Annotated in this window: 23 protein-coding genes; 13 read left to right on the top strand and 10 right to left on the bottom strand. The window is 48.5% G+C overall.

Going from position 1 to position 18,638, the window contains the following annotated elements:
- The first annotated feature begins 107 nt into the window (after nt 1-107).
- Together ispB and sfsB are read left to right on the top strand one after the other, a co-directional pair.
- The gene (ispB, locus tag LVQ77_RS11235; RefSeq protein ID WP_064514078.1) at nt 108-1,079 is read left to right on the top strand and encodes an octaprenyl diphosphate synthase; all 972 of its coding nucleotides are present in this window, start codon (nt 108-110) and stop codon (nt 1,077-1,079) included.
- Between the two features lie 224 nt (nt 1,080-1,303).
- Entirely contained in the window at nt 1,304-1,567 is a 264-nt protein-coding gene (gene sfsB / locus LVQ77_RS11230) for a DNA-binding transcriptional regulator SfsB (RefSeq protein WP_151992984.1), read from the top strand.
- A gap of 42 nt (nt 1,568-1,609) precedes the next feature.
- Here sfsB and murA read toward each other — a convergent pair whose 3' ends face one another.
- From murA to mlaF, 7 genes are all read right to left on the bottom strand, one after another.
- Nucleotides 1,610-2,878 carry a UDP-N-acetylglucosamine 1-carboxyvinyltransferase gene (gene murA / locus LVQ77_RS11225; protein ID WP_034459732.1) on the bottom strand — a complete coding sequence of 423 codons (1,269 nt, stop codon included), beginning with the start codon at nt 2,876-2,878 and terminating at the stop codon, nt 1,610-1,612.
- Between the two features lie 53 nt (nt 2,879-2,931).
- On the bottom strand, nt 2,932-3,186 hold the full coding sequence (gene ibaG, locus LVQ77_RS11220) for a BolA family iron metabolism protein IbaG (protein ID WP_151992983.1): 255 nt from the start codon (nt 3,184-3,186) through the stop codon (nt 2,932-2,934).
- A 125-nt stretch (nt 3,187-3,311) separates the two neighbouring features.
- On the bottom strand, nt 3,312-3,614 hold the full coding sequence (gene mlaB / locus LVQ77_RS11215) for a lipid asymmetry maintenance protein MlaB (RefSeq protein ID WP_232866286.1): 303 nt from the start codon (nt 3,612-3,614) through the stop codon (nt 3,312-3,314).
- The gene (mlaC, locus tag LVQ77_RS11210; RefSeq protein WP_232866288.1) at nt 3,614-4,243 is read right to left on the bottom strand and encodes a phospholipid-binding protein MlaC; all 630 of its coding nucleotides are present in this window, start codon (nt 4,241-4,243) and stop codon (nt 3,614-3,616) included. The genes mlaB and mlaC overlap by 1 nt, the downstream gene beginning before the upstream one ends.
- A gap of 18 nt (nt 4,244-4,261) precedes the next feature.
- Nucleotides 4,262-4,813: an outer membrane lipid asymmetry maintenance protein MlaD gene (gene mlaD, locus LVQ77_RS11205; protein ID WP_134184814.1), complete on the bottom strand. Its 552-nt coding sequence runs from the start codon at nt 4,811-4,813 to the stop codon at nt 4,262-4,264.
- Nucleotides 4,814-4,817: 4 nt separating this feature from the next.
- Nucleotides 4,818-5,600, bottom strand: coding sequence for a lipid asymmetry maintenance ABC transporter permease subunit MlaE (mlaE, locus tag LVQ77_RS11200; RefSeq protein WP_064514217.1), 783 nt, complete (start codon nt 5,598-5,600; stop codon nt 4,818-4,820).
- 7 nt (nt 5,601-5,607) lie between these two features.
- Nucleotides 5,608-6,423, bottom strand: coding sequence for a phospholipid ABC transporter ATP-binding protein MlaF (gene mlaF / locus LVQ77_RS11195; protein ID WP_064514090.1), 816 nt, complete (start codon nt 6,421-6,423; stop codon nt 5,608-5,610).
- 229 nt (nt 6,424-6,652) lie between these two features.
- On the opposite strand from mlaF, the gene LVQ77_RS11190 reads away from it, so the two are divergent.
- The 11 genes from LVQ77_RS11190 (at nt 6,653) to npr (ending at nt 14,643) form a co-directional block, all read left to right on the top strand.
- Entirely contained in the window at nt 6,653-7,630 is a 978-nt protein-coding gene (locus LVQ77_RS11190) for a calcium/sodium antiporter (RefSeq protein ID WP_232866289.1), read from the top strand.
- 15 nt (nt 7,631-7,645) lie between these two features.
- The gene (gene kdsD / locus LVQ77_RS11185) at nt 7,646-8,632 is read left to right on the top strand and encodes an arabinose-5-phosphate isomerase KdsD (protein ID WP_151992978.1); all 987 of its coding nucleotides are present in this window, start codon (nt 7,646-7,648) and stop codon (nt 8,630-8,632) included.
- Nucleotides 8,633-8,648: 16 nt separating this feature from the next.
- On the top strand, nt 8,649-9,215 hold the full coding sequence (kdsC, locus tag LVQ77_RS11180) for a 3-deoxy-manno-octulosonate-8-phosphatase KdsC (protein WP_232866291.1): 567 nt from the start codon (nt 8,649-8,651) through the stop codon (nt 9,213-9,215).
- Complete coding sequence (gene lptC / locus LVQ77_RS11175; protein ID WP_232904455.1) at nt 9,212-9,787, top strand: LPS export ABC transporter periplasmic protein LptC; 576 nt, start codon at nt 9,212-9,214, stop codon at nt 9,785-9,787. The genes kdsC and lptC overlap by 4 nt, the downstream gene beginning before the upstream one ends.
- The gene (lptA, locus tag LVQ77_RS11170) at nt 9,756-10,316 is read left to right on the top strand and encodes a lipopolysaccharide ABC transporter substrate-binding protein LptA (RefSeq protein WP_151992975.1); all 561 of its coding nucleotides are present in this window, start codon (nt 9,756-9,758) and stop codon (nt 10,314-10,316) included. The genes lptC and lptA overlap by 32 nt, the downstream gene beginning before the upstream one ends.
- Before the next feature lie 6 nt (nt 10,317-10,322).
- On the top strand, nt 10,323-11,048 hold the full coding sequence (gene lptB, locus LVQ77_RS11165; protein ID WP_034459758.1) for an LPS export ABC transporter ATP-binding protein: 726 nt from the start codon (nt 10,323-10,325) through the stop codon (nt 11,046-11,048).
- Nucleotides 11,049-11,152: 104 nt separating this feature from the next.
- Nucleotides 11,153-12,586 carry an RNA polymerase factor sigma-54 gene (gene rpoN, locus LVQ77_RS11160; protein WP_232866293.1) on the top strand — a complete coding sequence of 478 codons (1,434 nt, stop codon included), beginning with the start codon at nt 11,153-11,155 and terminating at the stop codon, nt 12,584-12,586.
- 22 nt (nt 12,587-12,608) lie between these two features.
- The gene (gene hpf, locus LVQ77_RS11155; protein ID WP_151992972.1) at nt 12,609-12,896 is read left to right on the top strand and encodes a ribosome hibernation promoting factor; all 288 of its coding nucleotides are present in this window, start codon (nt 12,609-12,611) and stop codon (nt 12,894-12,896) included.
- A gap of 78 nt (nt 12,897-12,974) precedes the next feature.
- A complete protein-coding gene (ptsN, locus tag LVQ77_RS11150) occupies nt 12,975-13,466 on the top strand; it encodes a PTS IIA-like nitrogen regulatory protein PtsN (protein ID WP_151992971.1) in 492 nt (163 codons plus the stop codon).
- 53 nt (nt 13,467-13,519) lie between these two features.
- Entirely contained in the window at nt 13,520-14,374 is an 855-nt protein-coding gene (gene rapZ / locus LVQ77_RS11145; RefSeq protein WP_034459766.1) for an RNase adapter RapZ, read from the top strand.
- Complete coding sequence (npr, locus tag LVQ77_RS11140) at nt 14,371-14,643, top strand: PTS phosphocarrier protein NPr (protein WP_034459769.1); 273 nt, start codon at nt 14,371-14,373, stop codon at nt 14,641-14,643. Before rapZ ends, npr begins: the two co-directional genes overlap by 4 nt.
- A gap of 1 nt (nt 14,644) precedes the next feature.
- On the opposite strand, the gene mtgA is transcribed toward npr, so the two are convergent.
- The 3 genes from mtgA to arcB all read right to left on the bottom strand — a co-directional run bounded on the left by mtgA (nt 14,645) and on the right by arcB (nt 18,605).
- Nucleotides 14,645-15,373, bottom strand: coding sequence for a monofunctional biosynthetic peptidoglycan transglycosylase (mtgA, locus tag LVQ77_RS11135; protein ID WP_232866295.1), 729 nt, complete (start codon nt 15,371-15,373; stop codon nt 14,645-14,647).
- Nucleotides 15,370-16,023, bottom strand: coding sequence for an isoprenoid biosynthesis glyoxalase ElbB (gene elbB, locus LVQ77_RS11130; RefSeq protein WP_232904454.1), 654 nt, complete (start codon nt 16,021-16,023; stop codon nt 15,370-15,372). Before elbB ends, mtgA begins: the two co-directional genes overlap by 4 nt.
- Nucleotides 16,024-16,256: 233 nt before the next feature.
- A complete protein-coding gene (gene arcB, locus LVQ77_RS11125; RefSeq protein WP_232904453.1) occupies nt 16,257-18,605 on the bottom strand; it encodes an aerobic respiration two-component sensor histidine kinase ArcB in 2,349 nt (782 codons plus the stop codon).
- Nucleotides 18,606-18,638: the final 33 nt, after the last annotated feature.

Raw genomic sequence — 18,638 nt, 5'->3', positions numbered from 1 at the left:
ATCTGCCTCGTTTTTTCAGTACAATCTGTACTACATTATTACTCCTCTACCCTCACGTGATTCCATAAAGACATGTGGTAAACAGGACTTTAAGCCAGACTTTTGCGATGAATTTAGAAAAAATTAACGAGTTAACCGCGCAAGATATGGCGGGAGTCAATGCGGTCATCCTTGAACAGTTGAATTCAGATGTCCAATTGATCAATCAGTTAGGGTATTACATCGTCAGTGGCGGTGGTAAACGTATCCGTCCAATGATTGCTGTTCTTGCTGCTCGCACGCTTGGTTATCAGGGAAGCGCGCATATCAATATTGCGGCGCTCATTGAATTTATCCATACCGCGACACTGCTTCATGATGATGTCGTTGATGAGTCAGATATGCGTCGCGGGAAAGCAACGGCTAACGCCGCATTTGGCAATGCCGCTAGTGTATTGGTTGGTGATTTTATTTATACCCGCGCCTTCCAGATGATGACTCAACTAGGCTCGCTCAAGGTTCTGGAAGTGATGTCCGAAGCAGTGAATGTCATTGCCGAGGGTGAAGTTCTGCAATTGATGAATTGTAATGACCCTGATATTACTGAAGAAAGCTATATGCGGGTGATTTACAGCAAAACAGCGCGCTTGTTCGAAGCTGCAGCTCAGTGCTCAGGTATTTTAGCTGATGCAACTGCGGAACAAGAACTCGCACTTCAGGATTATGGCCGCTATCTCGGGACGGCTTTCCAGCTTATCGACGATCTTCTGGACTATAGTGCCGATGGCCAAACGCTTGGTAAAAATGTGGGGGATGACCTGAACGAAGGTAAGCCAACTCTCCCTTTACTGCACGCAATGCGTAACGGTAATGCTGAGCAAGCCAAAATGATTCGTGAGGCTATTGAGCAAGGCAACGGGCGTCATTTACTGCAGCCGGTGTTAGATGCTATGGCGGCCTGTGGCTCGCTGGAATGGACTCAACTACGTGCAGAACAAGAAGCTGACAAAGCTATTTCAGCTCTGAATGTTCTGCCTGAAAGCGAGTACAAAGAAGCTTTAATTGCTCTGGCCCGCATGGCTGTTCAACGCGATCGTTAATCTCTATTTAGTGCGCCGTTCAAAGGCGCACTAAGTTTCCAATAAATTCATTCCAGCCCTCAAAACCACTCTCCCTAGCATCCTGTATTCATTGGTTTCATTCACTTTGTGTGTGTTAACACAAATTTGAATTTTTACGCCATTTATTGGAGTCTTTTGGATTAATGCTGTGCTATAACCGCAATTGAGTAAACCGGTAAATAGAAGCGGTTACAGGGAGAAACATGGAAAGTAACAATACTGACTGGCACCCGGCAGATATCATTGCAGGGCTACGCAAACGCGGAACATCACTTGCGGCTGAATCACGGAAAGCAGGTCTAAGCTCTTCTACTTTAGCTAATACGTTGACACGCCCTTGGCCAAAAGGTGAATTAATCATCGCGCAGGCACTGGAAACTTCACCTTGGGTGATTTGGCCTTCACGCTACTACGATCCGCAAACTCATCAGTTCATTGACCGAATGAGCCTTATGCGGAAAAGATAAAAAAAACCGGGCAAGCCCGGTTTTTCTTTTTAACAACGAATTTTATTCGCCGCTATTACCTTTCACACGTTCAATCTTCGCACCTAACGCCTGAAGTTTATCTTCAATGCGCTCGTAGCCACGATCGATGTGGTAAATACGATCAACCACGGTGGTACCTTCTGCGATACAACCCGCCAGAACGAGGCTTGCTGACGCGCGCAGGTCGGTTGCCATTACTTGTGCACCAGACAGCTTCTCAACGCCGTGGCAAATCACTGTATTGCTCTCAATCTCTGCATGTGCGCCCATACGGATAAGTTCCGGGACGTGCATGAAGCGATTTTCAAAAATAGTTTCAGTGATAACACCAGTACCTTCCGCCACGAGGTTCAACAAAGTGAACTGAGCCTGCATGTCAGTAGGGAAGCCTGGGTGCGGCGCAGTACGGATTGTCACGCCTTTCGGACGCTTACCGTGCATATCGAGGCTAACCCAATCTTCGCCAACTTCAACATCGGCACCCGCTTCGCGCAGTTTCGCCAACACAGCATCAAGCGTGTCTGGTTGAGCATTGCGGCAAACAATTTTCCCACCAGAAATCGCAGCTGCTACCAGGAAAGTACCGGTTTCGATACGATCCGGCACCACACGATAAACACCGCCACCCAGGCGTTCAACACCCTGGATAGTAATGCGATCGGTGCCTGCACCAGTGATTTTCGCACCCAGCGTGTTGAGGAAGTTCGCTGTATCAACGATCTCCGGCTCACGGGCTGCGTTTTCAATGATAGTTGTACCTTCAGCAAGAGTTGCAGCACTCATGATGGTGACAGTGGCACCTACGCTCACTTTATCCATCACAATATGCGCGCCCTTCAGACGGCCCTGAACAGAAGCTTTAACGTAGCCTTCTTCCAGTTTGATTTCCGCACCGAGCTGTTCAAGACCTGTAATGTGCAAATCAACCGGACGTGCGCCAATGGCACAGCCGCCAGGTAAAGAAACCTGACCCTGGCCAAAGCGTGCGACCAGCGGACCAAGCGCCCAGATAGAAGCACGCATGGTTTTAACCAGATCATAAGGCGCACAGAAGATATTTACTTCACTGGCATCAATCCACACTGAACCGTTACGTTCAACTTTGGTACCCAACTGGCTTAACAGCTTCATTGTGGTATCAATGTCTTTCAGTTTTGGAACGTTTTGAATCTCAACTGGCTCTTCGGCCAACAGTGCTGCGAAGAGGATCGGCAGCGCGGCGTTCTTCGCCCCGGAGATCGTCACTTCACCACTCAGTCGGGTTGGCCCCTGAACTCGAAATTTATCCATTGCAACTGCTCTCTATTAAATTCAAATCGTTACAACCCGCCGTGGCGAATTGCTCAAAGACCATTAAGTTTACGATCGCGATCCCACTCTTGCGGAGTATAGGTCTTGATGGAAACCGCATGGATACGGTTATCAGCAATCAGCTCCATCAATGGCGCATAAACTGTTTGTTGCTTCTTCACGCGACTTAACTCGGCGAATAACTCACCCACCGCAATCACCTGAAAATGGCTGCCATCGCCTGAGACGTGGACTTCCTGGAGGGGCAGTGCGTTCATCAGCACTGTCTGAATTTCATGATTTTCCATGGGATATAATTCGTCGGTTAAGGAAACAAGCCACACATCTTAGAGGAAAGTGGCGCAGGCTTAAATAAGCAAAAAGCCCCTGATCCAATTAGATCAGGGGCAATGATAGTAACGTTATGAAAACACTAGCCTGCAAATGCAGGAAGGATGTCTTCTGGCAGGTTATAAAGTTTAGTCAGCGTCTGTAAGTTCTCGCTGGCGCCCTGGAGTTCTATCTCGACATTTTGACACCTGGCGAAATCCACAAGATGAATCAAAAGCGCTAAACCTGAAGTATCAACACGCGATAAACCAGAGAGGTTCAACACTTTGATACCTGCCATGATTTGCTCACGCTGGCGCCATACTGACCCCACCGTATCGCTATCTAACTCACCCGCCAGGTGCAACGTTGCGGCTTCACGCTGCCAGTTAAGTTCGTCAGCCATTACTTTTTATTTTCCAGGGTAATTGGCAGTTTAGAGATTGATTGCAGCTGAGAAGTCAAACCATCAATCCCTTTGGTACGCAGGATATCGCTCCACTCGTTTTGCTTAGTGGTAATCATGCTGACACCTTCAGCAATCATGTCGTAAGCCTGCCAGTTACCAGTTTGTGTGTTTTTGCGCCACTGGAAATCAAGACGCACAGGTGGACGGCCGTTCGGATCAACGATCGTTACACGAATCGCCACAATGGTGGCATCACCCAGAGGCTGCTCAGGTGCGATTTGGTAGGATTGCCCGTTATACATCGCAAGCGCCTGGCCATAGGCCTGTTTCAGATACGCTTCGAACGCTTTGAAGTAGGCATCACGCTGTGCAGGGGTTGCATCTTTGTAGTAACGGCCCAGTACCAGTGCACCCGCGTATTTCACCTGCACATATGGCAGAAGTTCTTGCCCAACAACTTCACGCAAATAATCGGGATTTTGACGAATTTTAGGCTGCTCATTTTTCAATCGGTCAAATGTTTTTTGCGCCGCTTCGCCCATCAGTTTGTATGGGTTGCTTTGATCCGCAGCATTCGCCAGTGGTGCAATAACCAACATGGCAATCATAATAAGTCTTTTAAACATAAAACTTTTCCTCTTAGATTAGTGCGTCGTGCCAGGCTGTGGCGCTGCACTATTATTCTCTGAATCCTGCGATGAGGAATCCTCTGATTTCTGATTATCGCCATTACCGCTCTTATACAAGAATTGGCCAATCAGATCTTCCAGCACCAGGGCTGATTTAGTGTCCTGAATCGTGCCGCCCTCTTTAAGGATAGATGAACCGAGTTCAGGGTCATCAAAACCAAGGTTCAGTGCGAGGTATTGCTCACCGAGTAAACCTGAAGTGCGGATAGCCAACGAACTGGTGTCAGGAATATGGTTATAGCGTTCTTCGATATCCAGAGTGACTCGCGGTAAGTAAGTTTTTGGATCAAGCGTAATGTCATCAACGCGTCCAATCACCACGCCGCCAAGGCGTAATGGAGAACCGGTTTTCAGGCTACCGATGTTATCAAACGTCGCGTAAACCCGATACGTTGGCTCACTGCGCAGCGAAGTGACATTAGCCACTTTCAGACACAAGAAGACGATGGCTGCCAATGCAATAATTAAAAATGCCCCAACCCCAGTTTCAAATTTCTTAGTTTGCATGAACTTAATTCCCAAACATCAGTGCAGTGAGCACAAAATCCAGCCCTAAAACGGCCAATGAAGCGTGCACAACGGTTCGTGTTGTTGCCCGGCTAATCCCTGCGGACGTAGGAATAGCATCGTAGCCATTGAATAACGCAATCCAGGTCACGGTTATCGCAAACACTACGCTCTTGATAACACAGTAAATCAGATCGGTACGCCAGTTGACGGCATCTTGCATGGCAGACCAGAAGAACCCAGAGTCGATTCCCTTCCAGTTCACACCAACCAGTGCCCCTCCCCATACCCCTACTGCGACAAAGATAAGCGTCAGTAATGGCAAGGAAATTACACCAGCCCAGAAACGAGGAGAAACGACACGGCGCAAAGGATCAACCGCCATCATCTCCATACTGGAAAGCTGTTCTGTTGCTTTCATCAGGCCAATTTCTGCGGTCAAAGCCGAACCTGCGCGTCCGGCAAACAACAGCGCTGCCACGACAGGCCCAAGCTCACGCAATAGAGACAAGGCAACCAGCATCCCCAGGCTTGATTCCGCACTATAAGTAGTCAGAACTAAGTAGCCCTGCAAGCCAAGAACCATGCCGATAAACAGACCAGAAACGATAATAATCAGCAGCGACAATACGCCGACGTTATACAGCTGGCGAATCAGCAATGGCGCATGTTTGCGGAATTCCGGTTTCCCCACCAGCGCATTAAAAAGCATTATCCCGGCCCGGCCGAATGACGCGCAGGTTTTCAGTCCCCGCTGCCCGAACGATGCCAGTGCATTAAAGAGCATGAGTAACTTAACTCCCTGTTTTTGATAATAAGTCATTCCGATAATCCGTTGCCGGATAGCGGAACGGTACTGGCCCATCGGCTATACCATCAAGGAACTGACGAACCCGAGGGTCACAATTTTCGCGCAAGGCGGTTGGAGTCCCTTCAGCGACGATATGCTGATCTGCTGCAATATAGGCGTAATCCGCGATGCTCAGCACTTCAGGTACATCATGCGAAACCACAATACAGGTCACACCCAGTGCGCTGTTTAATTCTGAAATCAGTTTAACCAGCACACCCATTGTAATAGGGTCCTGACCAACGAATGGCTCATCAAACATAATAAGGTCAGGTTCGAGTGCTATGGCACGCGCAAGTGCGGCTCGTCGAGCCATACCGCCAGAGAGTTCGTTTGGCATCAGTTTAGCGGCCCCACGTAATCCCACCGCCTCAAGCTTCATCATAACGGTGCTATGCAGCAACTCCTCCGGTAAGCGGCGATGTTCGCGAAGCGGATACGCCACATTTTCGAAGACATTGAGATCGGTAAATAACGCGCCGGATTGAAACAGCATGCTCATACGTTTACGCACGTTATATAGTCGTGAGCGCGACATTGCCGGCACGTTTTCACCGTCGAACAGGATTTCGCCATTGTCAGGCTGAATTTGACCACCAATCAGCCGCAGCAATGTCGTTTTACCAATGCCCGATGGCCCCATGATGGCTGTAATTTTGCCACGGGGCACGTTCAGGGAAATATTGTCAAAGATGCGCCGACTGCCGCGAGTAAAACTAACATCGCGAATTTCGACCAGATTCGTCTGCGTCTGGCTCATCATCTTTCCTTTTATCAAGTTCACGGACGAAGCATTGGATAGCAACTCAGTTCCAACCCAACATTTTCACAGAATGTTATCAGCCCTGATTAGCGAAAACTGGCATTTGTTTTACTTTTCTGCCACATAAAGTCAGAATTAAGAATTCATCATGGCCTACAGATCTGTATGCTCTGCCGGTACTTTCACAGCAAGAGACCGGCGATTATACCTGAATAAAGGATTTTGCATGCTGTTAGCTACAGCTCTGTTAATTATCGGTTTGCTTTTGGTCGTCTATGGCGCGGATCGTCTGGTGTTCGCCGCCTCGATACTTTGCCGTAGTTTCGGCGTTCCGCCACTCCTTATCGGTTTAACCGTTGTTAGCATCGGGACATCCTTACCTGAACTGCTCGTCGCAAGCTCTGCTGCTCTAAATGGCCAATTGAATTTAGCGGTGGGGACAGCATTAGGTTCGAATATCACCAATATCTTACTGATTCTCGGCTTAGCGGCACTTTTGCATCCATTTACCGTGAATTCCGATATTCTACGGCGTGAATTACCCCTAATGTTAGTCGTCAGTGGCGTGATCGGCTGGCTTCTTTTTGATAACCAGCTTAGCCGTATTGATGGCGTAATACTGATTGCTGTCGCAGTAGCTTATCTGCTGTTTACGATTAAAATAGCTCGCCTTGCCGGAAATGAAGGTGCTGACAACCTGACCCGCGAGCAGCTGGCAGAGCTTCCTCGTGAAGGGAGCCGTCCCGTCGCATTTTTATGGCTCGCCGTGGCTTTAATTATTATGCCGATGGCCACTCGCATGGTTATCGATAACGCCAGCGTACTGGCACATTACTTTGGCATAAGCGAGTTAGTGATTGGCCTGACGATTATTGCAGTGGGCACGAGCCTGCCTGAACTTGCAACGACCATCGCAGGTGCACGTAAAGGTGAAGACGATATTGCGATTGGCAATATCATCGGCTCGAACATATTCAATATTGTTTTGGTATTGGGTATTCCTGCCTTGATTGCACCGGGTGAAATTGACCCACATGCCTTTGCTCGTGACTATTGGGTCATGTTGGTAGTCAGTGCCATTTTTGCAGTACTTTGCTGGCGTAAATCACGCTCTATCGGCAAGGCAGCAGGTGCTCTGTTAACATGTAGTTTCTTCGTATGGATTGTGATGCTGTGGTTTATTGCATCACCTGTCGTAGGGTAAAGCGGAACGGAAATTATGTCACAGATAGAATTACAACCGGGTTTTGACTTTCAGCAAGCAGGTAAAGAAGTACTGAAGATCGAACGTGAAGGCCTGGATCAGCTTGGGCAATACATCAACACAGACTTCTCTGCGGCCTGTGAAAAAATGTTTTATTGCCAGGGCAAAGTCGTTGTCATGGGTATGGGCAAATCCGGTCACATCGGTAAAAAGATGGCGGCAACTTTTGCAAGTACCGGTACACCTTCGTTTTTCGTTCACCCAGGTGAAGCAAGCCATGGCGACCTCGGCATGGTTAGCACGCAAGATATTGTTATCGCTATCTCAAACTCTGGCGAATCTAACGAAATTCTGGCGCTGATTCCGGTTCTTAAACGATTGCAGGTGCCACTGATTTGCATCACAAGTCGCCCGGAAAGCTCAATGGGCAAAGCGGCCGACGTCCATCTTTGTGTCAAGGTTCCCCAGGAAGCTTGTCCGTTAGGACTGGCTCCAACGTCCAGCACCACGGCAACGCTTGTGATGGGTGACGCACTTGCTGTTGCTCTGCTGAAAGCTCGTGGCTTTACTGCAGAAGATTTTGCTCTTTCTCACCCAGGCGGTGCATTGGGACGTAAACTGTTATTACGTGTCAGCGATATTATGCACACTGGCGATGAGATCCCGCATGTCAGTAAAGATGCTTCATTGCGCGATGCATTACTGGAAATAACGCGCAAAAATATGGGTATGACCGTAATCTGTGACTCCCTGATGAAAATTGAAGGGATCTTTACTGATGGTGATTTACGTCGGGTCTTTGATATGGGCGTTGATCTCCACTCCCTGAATATCGCAGATGTCATGACTGTCGGCGGAATTCGTGTTCGCCCAACGTTATTGGCGGTTGATGCACTGAACTTGATGCAGTCCCGCCATATAACCTCAGTACTGGTTGCAGATGGCGAGCAACTACTGGGTGTGGTACATATGCATGACATGCTACGCGCAGGCGTGGTTTAACAAAGGATTAGCCTTAATGAGTAACCATGAAGCGTCTCTTGCCACTTGTTATGGGCCGGTAAGCACGCGCGTGATGGAGCAGGCAGCAAACGTGCGCCTGCTTATTTTAGACGTTGACGGTGTAATGTCTGACGGCCTGATTTATATGGGTAATAGCGGCGAAGAGCTGAAAGCATTCAACGTCCGTGATGGCTATGGAATTCGCTGTGCACTAACCTCTAATATCGAAGTGGCGATTATTACTGGCCGGAAAGCAAAACTTCTTGAGGACAGGTGCGAAACGCTTGGCATCACCCATCTTTATCAAGGGCAATCTGACAAGCTGCTGGCTTTTCAGGATCTATTAGATAAGCTCGCCATTCCAGCTGAGCAAGTGGCTTATGTCGGGGATGATTTAATCGACTGGCCTGTAATGGCTAAAGTAGGTTTGAGTGTCGCGGTAGCGGATGCTCATCCTTTACTTATTCCTCGTGCCGACTACGTTACACGTATTGCTGGCGGACGAGGAGCAGTACGCGAAGTCTGCGATCTCCTTTTACTGGCTCAAGGAAAGCTTGATGAGGCCAAAGGGCTATCTATATGAGTAAGACCAGACGTTGGGTTATCATCCTGCTTTCATTGCTGGTACTGGTATTGATTGGTGTAAATCTGGTCGATAAAGACACTGTTGCGCCACAAACAGTGAACAGTAACGAGCCAACCTATAAAAGTGAACATTCTACGACCCTCGCCTACAGTCCTGAAGGGGCTTTAAATTACCGGCTGGTCGCAGAACACGTTGAATACTTTTCCGATACCGCTGTTTCGTGGTTCACCAATCCGGTGATGACACAGTACGACGAAAACAAAGTAGCAACCTGGTCATTACGGGCAGATCGCGCCAAACTGACTAACGATCGGATGCTGTATTTGTACGGAAATGTGGTGCTGACAGCCCTGACACCAGATTCACAGCTACGCAAAATTACCACGGACAATGCGCAGGTTAATTTAGTCACTCAGGATGTTGCCTCTGATGACCAGGTAACCTTGTACGGAACCAGCTTTAACTCTACCGGCCTCAAAATGCGTGGAAACTTACGCAGCAAAAATGCCGAGCTGATTGAAAAGGTTAGAACATCCTATGAAATCCAGAATAAACAAACTCAGCCGTAATTTAGTACTGACCAGTACGCTTTTAGCCGCCAGTTTTTCGGCATTTGCGCTGACCGGTGATACCGATCAGCCGATTCACATTGAATCTGACCAACAGTCGCTGGATATGCAAGGCAACGTCGTCACCTTCACCGGCAATGTGATCGTGACGCAAGGCAGTATCAAAATTAACGCCGATAAAGTCGTTGTGACTCGCCCGGGCGGTGAGCAAGGCAAAGAAGTGATTGATGGTTATGGTAACCCCGCCACTTTCTATCAGATGCAGGATAGCGGTAAGCCTGTAAGCGGCCACTCAGCGACTATGCACTATGAGTTGCAAAACGACTTTGTGGTTCTGACCGGTAATGCATATCTGGAACAGGTAGATAGCAATATCAAGGGTGACAAAATTACCTATCTGGTTAAAGAACAGAAGATGCAGGCCTTTAGCGAAAAAGGTAAACGTGTCACCACCGTTCTGGTTCCTTCTCAATTGCAGAAGAAAGACGGCAAAGCTGCTCCAGCACCTGCCCCGAAAAAGAGTAACTAATTCGTTATGGCTACTTTAATTGCAAAACATCTCGCCAAAGCCTACAAAGGCCGCCGCGTTGTTGAAGATGTCAGCCTGACCGTTAAATCAGGTGAAATTGTCGGTTTACTTGGACCTAACGGTGCAGGCAAAACCACGACTTTTTACATGGTTGTTGGCATTGTTCCGCGTGATGCTGGCAACATCATTATTGATGACGAAGACATTAGTCTTCTGCCGCTCCATGCTCGCGCCCGTCGTGGGATTGGATATTTACCGCAAGAAGCGTCAATTTTCCGTCGCTTGAGCGTGTTCGATAACTTGATGGCAGTCCTGCAAATTCGTGATGACCTCAGCGCTGAACAGCGTGAAGACCGCGCGAATGAGTTGATGGAAGAGTTTCACATTGAGCATTTGCGCAATAACCTCGGGCAGTCTCTGTCTGGTGGTGAGCGCCGTCGTGTTGAAATTGCCCGCGCTTTGGCTGCAAACCCGAAATTTATTCTTTTGGACGAACCTTTTGCAGGTGTTGACCCAATCTCCGTCATCGACATCAAGCGGATTATCGAGCACTTGCGCGATAGCGGGCTTGGTGTGCTGATTACTGACCATAACGTACGCGAAACGTTGGCCGTGTGTGAACGAGCTTACATCGTAAGCCAGGGCCAGTTAATTGCCCATGGCACGCCTGCGGAAATCCTGGAAGATGAGCATGTTAAGCGCGTCTATCTGGGCGAAGAGTTCAGACTCTGATAGGGTAGGAAGTATAATTATTAATACTCTGGGTAATTCGAGTTGCCCACGTTCCTGCAACTTGAAGTATGCCGGGTATATACCTGAGGAAGCTCGCTCTGAATATGAAGCAAGGTTTGCAATTACGGCTTAGCCAACAACTTGCTATGACTCCACAGTTACAGCAGGCAATTCGCCTGTTGCAGCTGTCAACGTTAGAGCTGCAGCAAGAACTCCAACAAGCCCTGGAAAGTAACCCACTGCTTGAGCAAACCGATCTGCATGAAGAAATTGAAACTCAGGAAGTTCGTGAAAATGAAGCTTTAGACACTCGTGAGGCGCTTGAACAAAAAGAGATGCCTGACGAATTGCCGTTAGATACCAGCTGGGACGAAATCTATACCGCCGGTTCCCCATCGGGCGCCGGTTCAGATTATAGTGACGATGAGTTGCCGATTTATCAGGGGGAAACGACTCAGTCACTCCAGGATTACCTGATGTGGCAGGTCGATTTAACCCCGTTCTCTGATACCGACACTGCCATTGCGACATCTATTGTTGATGCCGTTGACGAAATGGGCTATCTCACGGTTTCGCTGGAAGAAATTCTGGAAAGCATGGGCGATGAAGAAATCACCATCGACGAAGTGGAGGCGGTACTTAAACGCGTCCAGCGTTTTGATCCTGTTGGAGTTGCCGCACGCGATCTACGCGATTGCTTACTCATCCAGCTTTCTCAATTTGCCCGTGAAACACCGTGGCTGACCGAGGCACGACTGATTGTCAGCGATCATCTGGATCTGCTCGCCAATCATGATTTCCGTAGCCTGATGCGCGTCACTCGCCTGAAAGAAGAAGTTCTGAAAGAGGCAATGTGCCTGATTCAGTCTCTTGATCCACGCCCAGGCCAATCGATTCAAACCAGTGAACCCGAATATGTCATTCCCGATATTCTGGTCAAAAAGATTCAGGGGCGCTGGACGGTAGAATTAAACGCCGACAGCATTCCACGCCTTAAAATCAATCAGCAGTACGCTGCGATGGGTACCAATGCCCGCAATGACAGCGACTCGCAATTTATTCGCAGTAACCTGCAAGAAGCGAAGTGGTTGATTAAAAGTCTTGAAAGTCGCAACGATACGCTGCTGCGCGTCAGTCGCTGTATCGTTGAGCAGCAACAAGGTTTTTTTGAGCACGGCGAAGAGCACATGAAACCGATGGTTCTTGCTGATATCGCCCAGGTAGTCGAGATGCATGAATCGACTATTTCCCGTGTGACCACGCAAAAATATTTGCACAGTCCACGCGGCATTTTTGAATTGAAGTATTTCTTCTCCAGCCATGTGAATACCGAAGGCGGAGGCGAAGCCTCCTCTACGGCGATTCGGGCACTGGTGAAGAAATTAATTGCTGCGGAAAACCCAGCGAAACCTCTGAGTGATAGCAAGTTAACGACTATGCTATCCGATCAGGGGATCATGGTGGCACGCCGCACTGTTGCGAAGTACCGAGAGTCTTTATCCATACCACCGTCAAATCAGCGTAAACAGCTGGTATGACTTAACCGATAAGGAAGACACTATGCAGCTCAACATTACAGGACATAACGTCGAAATCACTGACGCACTGCGCGATTTTGTGAGTACGAAGTTTGCCAAACTGGAGCAGTACTTCGATAGAATTAACCAAGTCTACATTGTGTTAAAAGTGGAAAAAGTCACGCATATTGCCGATGCAACGCTTCATGTGAATGGTGGTGAAATCCATGCAAGCTCTGATGGCCAGGATATGTATGCGGCAATTGATGGCTTAATTGATAAACTGGCGCGCCAGTTAACCAAACATAAAGATAAACTAAAACAACACTGATAATCCGGGCAACTGTTCCAGCATAGACGGCTCGTTACTTAACGGGCCGTTAGCATAACAGGGTGCTTAGGTGAACTTATGATGAACAACGATTCTGCTCTACAACTTAGTAATGTCCTGAACAAGGAATGTACTCGTACCAACGTACATTGCCAGAGTAAAAAACGTGCACTGGAAATCATCAGTGAGCTGGCAGCAAAGCAACTCGGCCTGCCACCACAAGTGGTTTTTGAAGCCGTGCTGACGCGCGAACGTATGGGGAGCACCGGTATCGGTAACGGTATCGCTATACCTCATGGGAAGCTGGAAGAAGATACCACCCGCGCCGTTGGGGTGTTTATTAAACTGGAGACCCCGATCGCATTTGATGCGATTGATAACCAGCCTGTAGACCTCATGTTTGCGCTGCTTGTACCTGCGGATCAAACAAAAACGCATTTGCACACTTTATCTCTGGTGGCAAAGCGTCTGGCAGACAAAACAATTTGTCGACGCCTGCGTTCTGCGCAAAGCGATGAAGAGCTTTATCAGATCATTACCGAAACAGAAAATGGTAGTGAAAGTGAATAATCTGGCTGTGGTTGTGTTGACATCACAGCAAGAGAAGTTGGGGGAGTGAAAAAATGGTGCTGATGATCGTCAGCGGCCGCTCTGGTTCAGGGAAGTCTGTAGCCTTGCGTGCACTAGAAGATATGGGATTCTACTGTGTAGATAATCTACCAGTGGTGCTGTTACCTGATCTTGCCAAAACTCTCGCAGAGCGAAAAATTTCTGCGGCAGTGAGCATCGACGTGCGTAACATGCCGGAAAACCCGGAAATTTTTGAACAGGCGATGAGTAATCTGCCTGACTCATTCTCGCCACAATTGTTATTCCTCGACGCCGATCGCAATACGCTGATCCGTCGTTACAGCGACACGCGTCGATTGCATCCACTTTCCAGCAAAAATCTTTCATTAGAAAGTGCTATTGATGAAGAAAGTGACCTGCTGGAACCACTGAAATCCAGAGCTGATCTGATTATTGATACCTCTGAAATGTCAGTGCACGAACTTGCGGAAATGTTGCGTACACGTCTGCTCGGCAAGCGTGAGCGCGAATTGACTATGGTGTTCGAGTCCTTCGGCTTTAAACACGGTATTCCAATCGATGCTGACTACGTGTTCGACGTGCGCTTCCTGCCAAACCCGCACTGGGATCCTAAGCTCCGTCCGATGACCGGTCTCGACAGACCCGTCGCTGCGTTCCTTGACCGTCACACTGAAGTGCACAATTTTATCTACCAGACACGCAGCTATCTTGAGCAGTGGTTACCAATGCTGGAGACCAACAACCGCAGCTATTTGACTGTGGCAATTGGTTGTACAGGCGGTAAACACCGTTCAGTTTATATTGCTGAGCAACTGGCAGATTATTTCCGTTCGCGCGGCAAAAATGTGCAATCCCGTCACCGTACGCTGGAAAAACGCAAAACATGACCGTAAAACAGACCGTTGAGATCACCAACAAACTGGGCATGCATGCACGCCCAGCAATGAAGCTGTTCGAACTGGTGCAAAGCTTTGATGCCGAGGTGATGCTGCGTAACGAAGCAGGCACGGAGGCGGAAGCCAACAGCGTGATTGCATTGCTGATGCTGGATTCCGCTAAAGGTGGACACATCGAAATTGAAGTTACCGGGCCTGAAGAAGAGCAAGCCTTGAATGCGGTTATCGCCCTGTTTAATTCAGGTTTTGACGAAGACTAATTTACTTCAGCTCATTGTGCGCCATGAATGACTCGCCACCCAACTGGCGCATCTGGCGCAATATCCATTGCTGCCGCTGGCGTACATAGCCAGAAGGTGCATTCGCTTTAAAGCGAATCGGATTGGGCAATACAGCAGCCAGTAATGCCGCTTCTGATGCCGTCAGACGGCTTGCTGGTTTGTGGAAATAGCGCTGTGAAGCGGCTTCGACACCAAAAATCCCCTCGCCAAATTCCGCGATATTTAGATAAACCGTGAGAATGCGGCGTTTAGTCCAGACGGCTTCCATTCCCAGCGTTAACCCAGCCTCAAGACCTTTACGGACATAGCTACGTCCATCCCATAAAAACAAGTTCTTGGCAGTTTGCTGAGAAAGTGTCGATGCGCCGCGAACGCGATTTTCATTACGTTCATTATGGGCAATGGCCTTTTCGATAGCATTAACGTCAAACCCCCAGTGGTCGGGAAATTTCTGGTCTTCTGCCGCAATAACTGCAAGCCCCATCAATGGTGAGATCTCATCCATGCTCACCCAATCCGAGTGAGCGACGTAACCAAAATCACCGCTAAACCAGGCGCTGAGCTGCCGCTCTACCATTACGGCTGAAAACGGCACAGGCAAAAAGCTAAACAGAATAATCCCCGCCAGCCAGACTCCAGCGAAAGCCAGTACACCGCGCAACAACCAGCGCTTCAGGGTACTCAAGAGCGCAATTCGCCCTTTCTTCATGCAGTCATATCCACAACGCGAGCGACCAATTTCTCGATGCCCAATGCGGCTTCATCAATACGTGTTGCCAACATATAAGCTGGCGTAGTCACTACTTTTTGCTCTTCATCAACCACGATATCATCCACCGGGCAAGGGACATGTTCTGCCCCCATCTCTTCAACGATTTCTGCGGTGTCGATATCCGTGCCAATGGTCAAACGCACTGGTACATCAAGAATCTTTGGCAACATCACAGGAGCAATACAGATAAAACCAAGAGGCTTACCCTGCGCGTGACAATCCCTGGCAAGGCGGCGTAAATCGCCATCAATCTGGCACTCACTACCTTTACTGGCAAAATCGCACAGATTTTTTGCCGCACCAAAGCCACCCGGAACAATCAACGCATCCAGTTCGTTGGCATCGGCCTGCTCCAGAGGGGTAATAGCCCCACGGGTAATTCGAGCAGCTTCAACCAGTACATTACGATGCTCATTAGACTTATTATTAGTCAGGTGATTAATAACATCTGCTTGAGGTTTATCAGGTGCAAAACAAACAGCTTCAGCGCCAGAGCGAGCGATTGCCAATAGAGTTATAACAGCTTCTTGAATCTCGCTACCGTCGTAAACCCCACTGCCACTAAGCACCACACCAATCTTCTTCATTCGCCATTCCTATTGATCATGCGATAATTATCATCAGTTATTATGATTTGATCGCTATGCTTCACACATTTTACTGATTCACGTAACAAATCATTTAAGATTTGCTATCTTAATGCCTGAGCAGCATACGAGATTATCGGCTGCGCCGACTGGATAAAAACTTATAACTTACGGCGCAACCGGGCTTTTCCCTGGTGTTGGCGCAGAATTCGCGCACCCCGGTTTATCCGGGGTCATTTTTTGGGGGCGTTCGCAACCCAGGTTTTCAGAACATCAACATCGTGTTGCCATTCCTGCTTCAATTCTTCAATCCACTCACCCACATTTTCTGACCATGCTGGTAAGTCCGGCGACTGAATTTGCTGAGCAACTTGCTGCAAATGGCGTAGCCCAATAGAACCCGCAGCACCTTTAATTTTATGGCCTTCTTCCACCACACCTTTCTGGTCGCGAGCGGTCATATTGGAATCCAGCACACTCAGGTAACCCGGCATCATTTTTTCAAACATCGCCAGTCCATCAGTAATCAGTTTTGGTCCTACTAAGTCCATGTACTGCTCAAGCATCGGAATATCGAGCAAGGCTTGTTGCTTTTCACTATTAACTTGAGACATTGGAGACTCCTTTTCAGACTCTGACTTTTGGTTGTCCCAGAATTTTTGGATCATCGCCATCAACGCCGGAACTGCGAGTGGTTTGCTCAGCACGTCATCCATGCCAGCATCCAGATACTCTTTTTTATCTTTCAATACGTTAGCCGTCAAGGCCACCAGCGGCGGTAAATCTTCGCGGGGGTAACGAGTTGTCAGCTGACGGGAAATATCCAGCCCCGTCATATCAGGCAACTGAATATCCAACAGCACCAGGTCATATTCTCCTGGGGTGAATTTTTCTAACGCCTCTTTGCCCGTCATTGCGACATCTACGCTATTACCGAGCTTCTCAAGCACCGAGCGTGCAACAATCACGTTGAGCTCAATGTCTTCCACCAGCAACACGTGCAACGCTGGCAGCGGCATTTCGTCGTCTTCGAGGGTATCTTCAACTTCATCCGCCACACGCGGTGCCTGAATAGTCAGGGTAAACAGAGAGCCTTCACCCGGCTTACTGCTAACGGTAATATCGCCACCCATGCTCTTAGCCAGACGGCGCGATACCGCAAGACCAATCCCCGTACCGGTTGCTGGTTTACCACCGTGGCTATCTTTCACCTGATAATACATGGCGAAGATCTTGTCCTGCTCATCCTGAGGAATACCAATGCCGGAATCCTGCACTTCAAAGCGCAGCGTATTTTCTTCTTCATAACGCACACGAACCGCCACCAGTCCGCCTTTCGGCGTAAACTTCACCGCATTGCTAATCAGGTTCCAGAGAATCTGGCGCAAACGCGTACCGTCCGTCACCACTTTATGCGGCAACGGCAAGGTTGGGTTCATTTCGAGCGTCAGCCCCTTTTGCTGCGCCTGCAAGCCTGAGAGGTTTTCAAGATCAGCAAGGAAGCTGGTGAAATCAATCGGTTGGTTATCAAGCTGAACCTTACGGCGCTCAAGCTTATCCATATCAATGATATCGTTGAAAATATTACCAAGCGTAATCGCGGATACGTGGATGGTTTTAAGGTAGTTCGTTTGTTCAGGATTGAGCTCGGTATCAAGCAAGATACGGCTTAAACCGACTATACCGTTCAACGGTGTACGTAGTTCGTGGCTGATCGTAGAAATGAAGGTAGTTTTGTCACGGCTGGCGCGCTCAAGCGCATCCTGATAACGCTTACGCTCAGTAATATCGCGACCAAAGCCCATCAAGCCATGGCGTTTGCCGACACGGTCGTAGTAGGGAACTTTACGGATTTCAAAACAGGCTTTACGCCCATCAGGGTAATCCAGCCATTGTTCGTAGGTGAGGGAAACATTATGACGGAATACTTTCTCGTCGGTTTCGATAACCTTCTGCGCCGCTTCTGGCGAATAAACATCTTCCGGTTTCAGGCTAATCAGCTGTTTTTCGCTTTTGCCCGTCAACAGTTCCATCGCACGGTTACAACCGGAAAACTCTTTGTCTTCATTACGATAAAAAACAAGGTCAGGAGATGCATCGAGAAATGAGCGTAAAAACGACGATTGCTGCTCAAGCTGTAGTTGCGTCTCTTCACGCTCCTGCATCTCAACTTTAAGTTGCTCCAGCATCGTCTGGCGTTCATCTTCCGCTTTAACGCGATCGGCGATTTCCTGGTTCAGTTGGGCAATATTGTCTTTGAGCTGCACATTGAGTTTTAGATCTCGTTCGCGCATCTCCTCGAGTTTTTGCACAAGCTTTGAAAGCCGCTGGCGCGACTCTTCAAGTTGCTCAACCACCACAGAAAGGAAATAGACGGCCCAGGGAGTAATTAGCAGGCCAAAGAAGATAGAACGGACGACATCAATACTTTCAACCTGGCCGCGTAATAACATCGTCACGGCCATTTGTACCACGATAGCCAACACCACCAGGGCTGAGGCCAGTAACAAAGAGAAGCGCACTAATCCGAGCTTCACCATCAAATCAACGTAATATTGCGCCAGTAACCGGATTTGCTTCATGGAACGTTTCCCTCGTCATCAATCAGCTAAATA

The sequence above is a fragment of the Buttiauxella cochleicola genome, assembly GCF_021282435.1.
Lineage (GTDB): Bacteria > Pseudomonadota > Gammaproteobacteria > Enterobacterales > Enterobacteriaceae > Buttiauxella > Buttiauxella massiliensis.
This window is presented reverse-complemented; position numbering and strand designations above follow the sequence as displayed.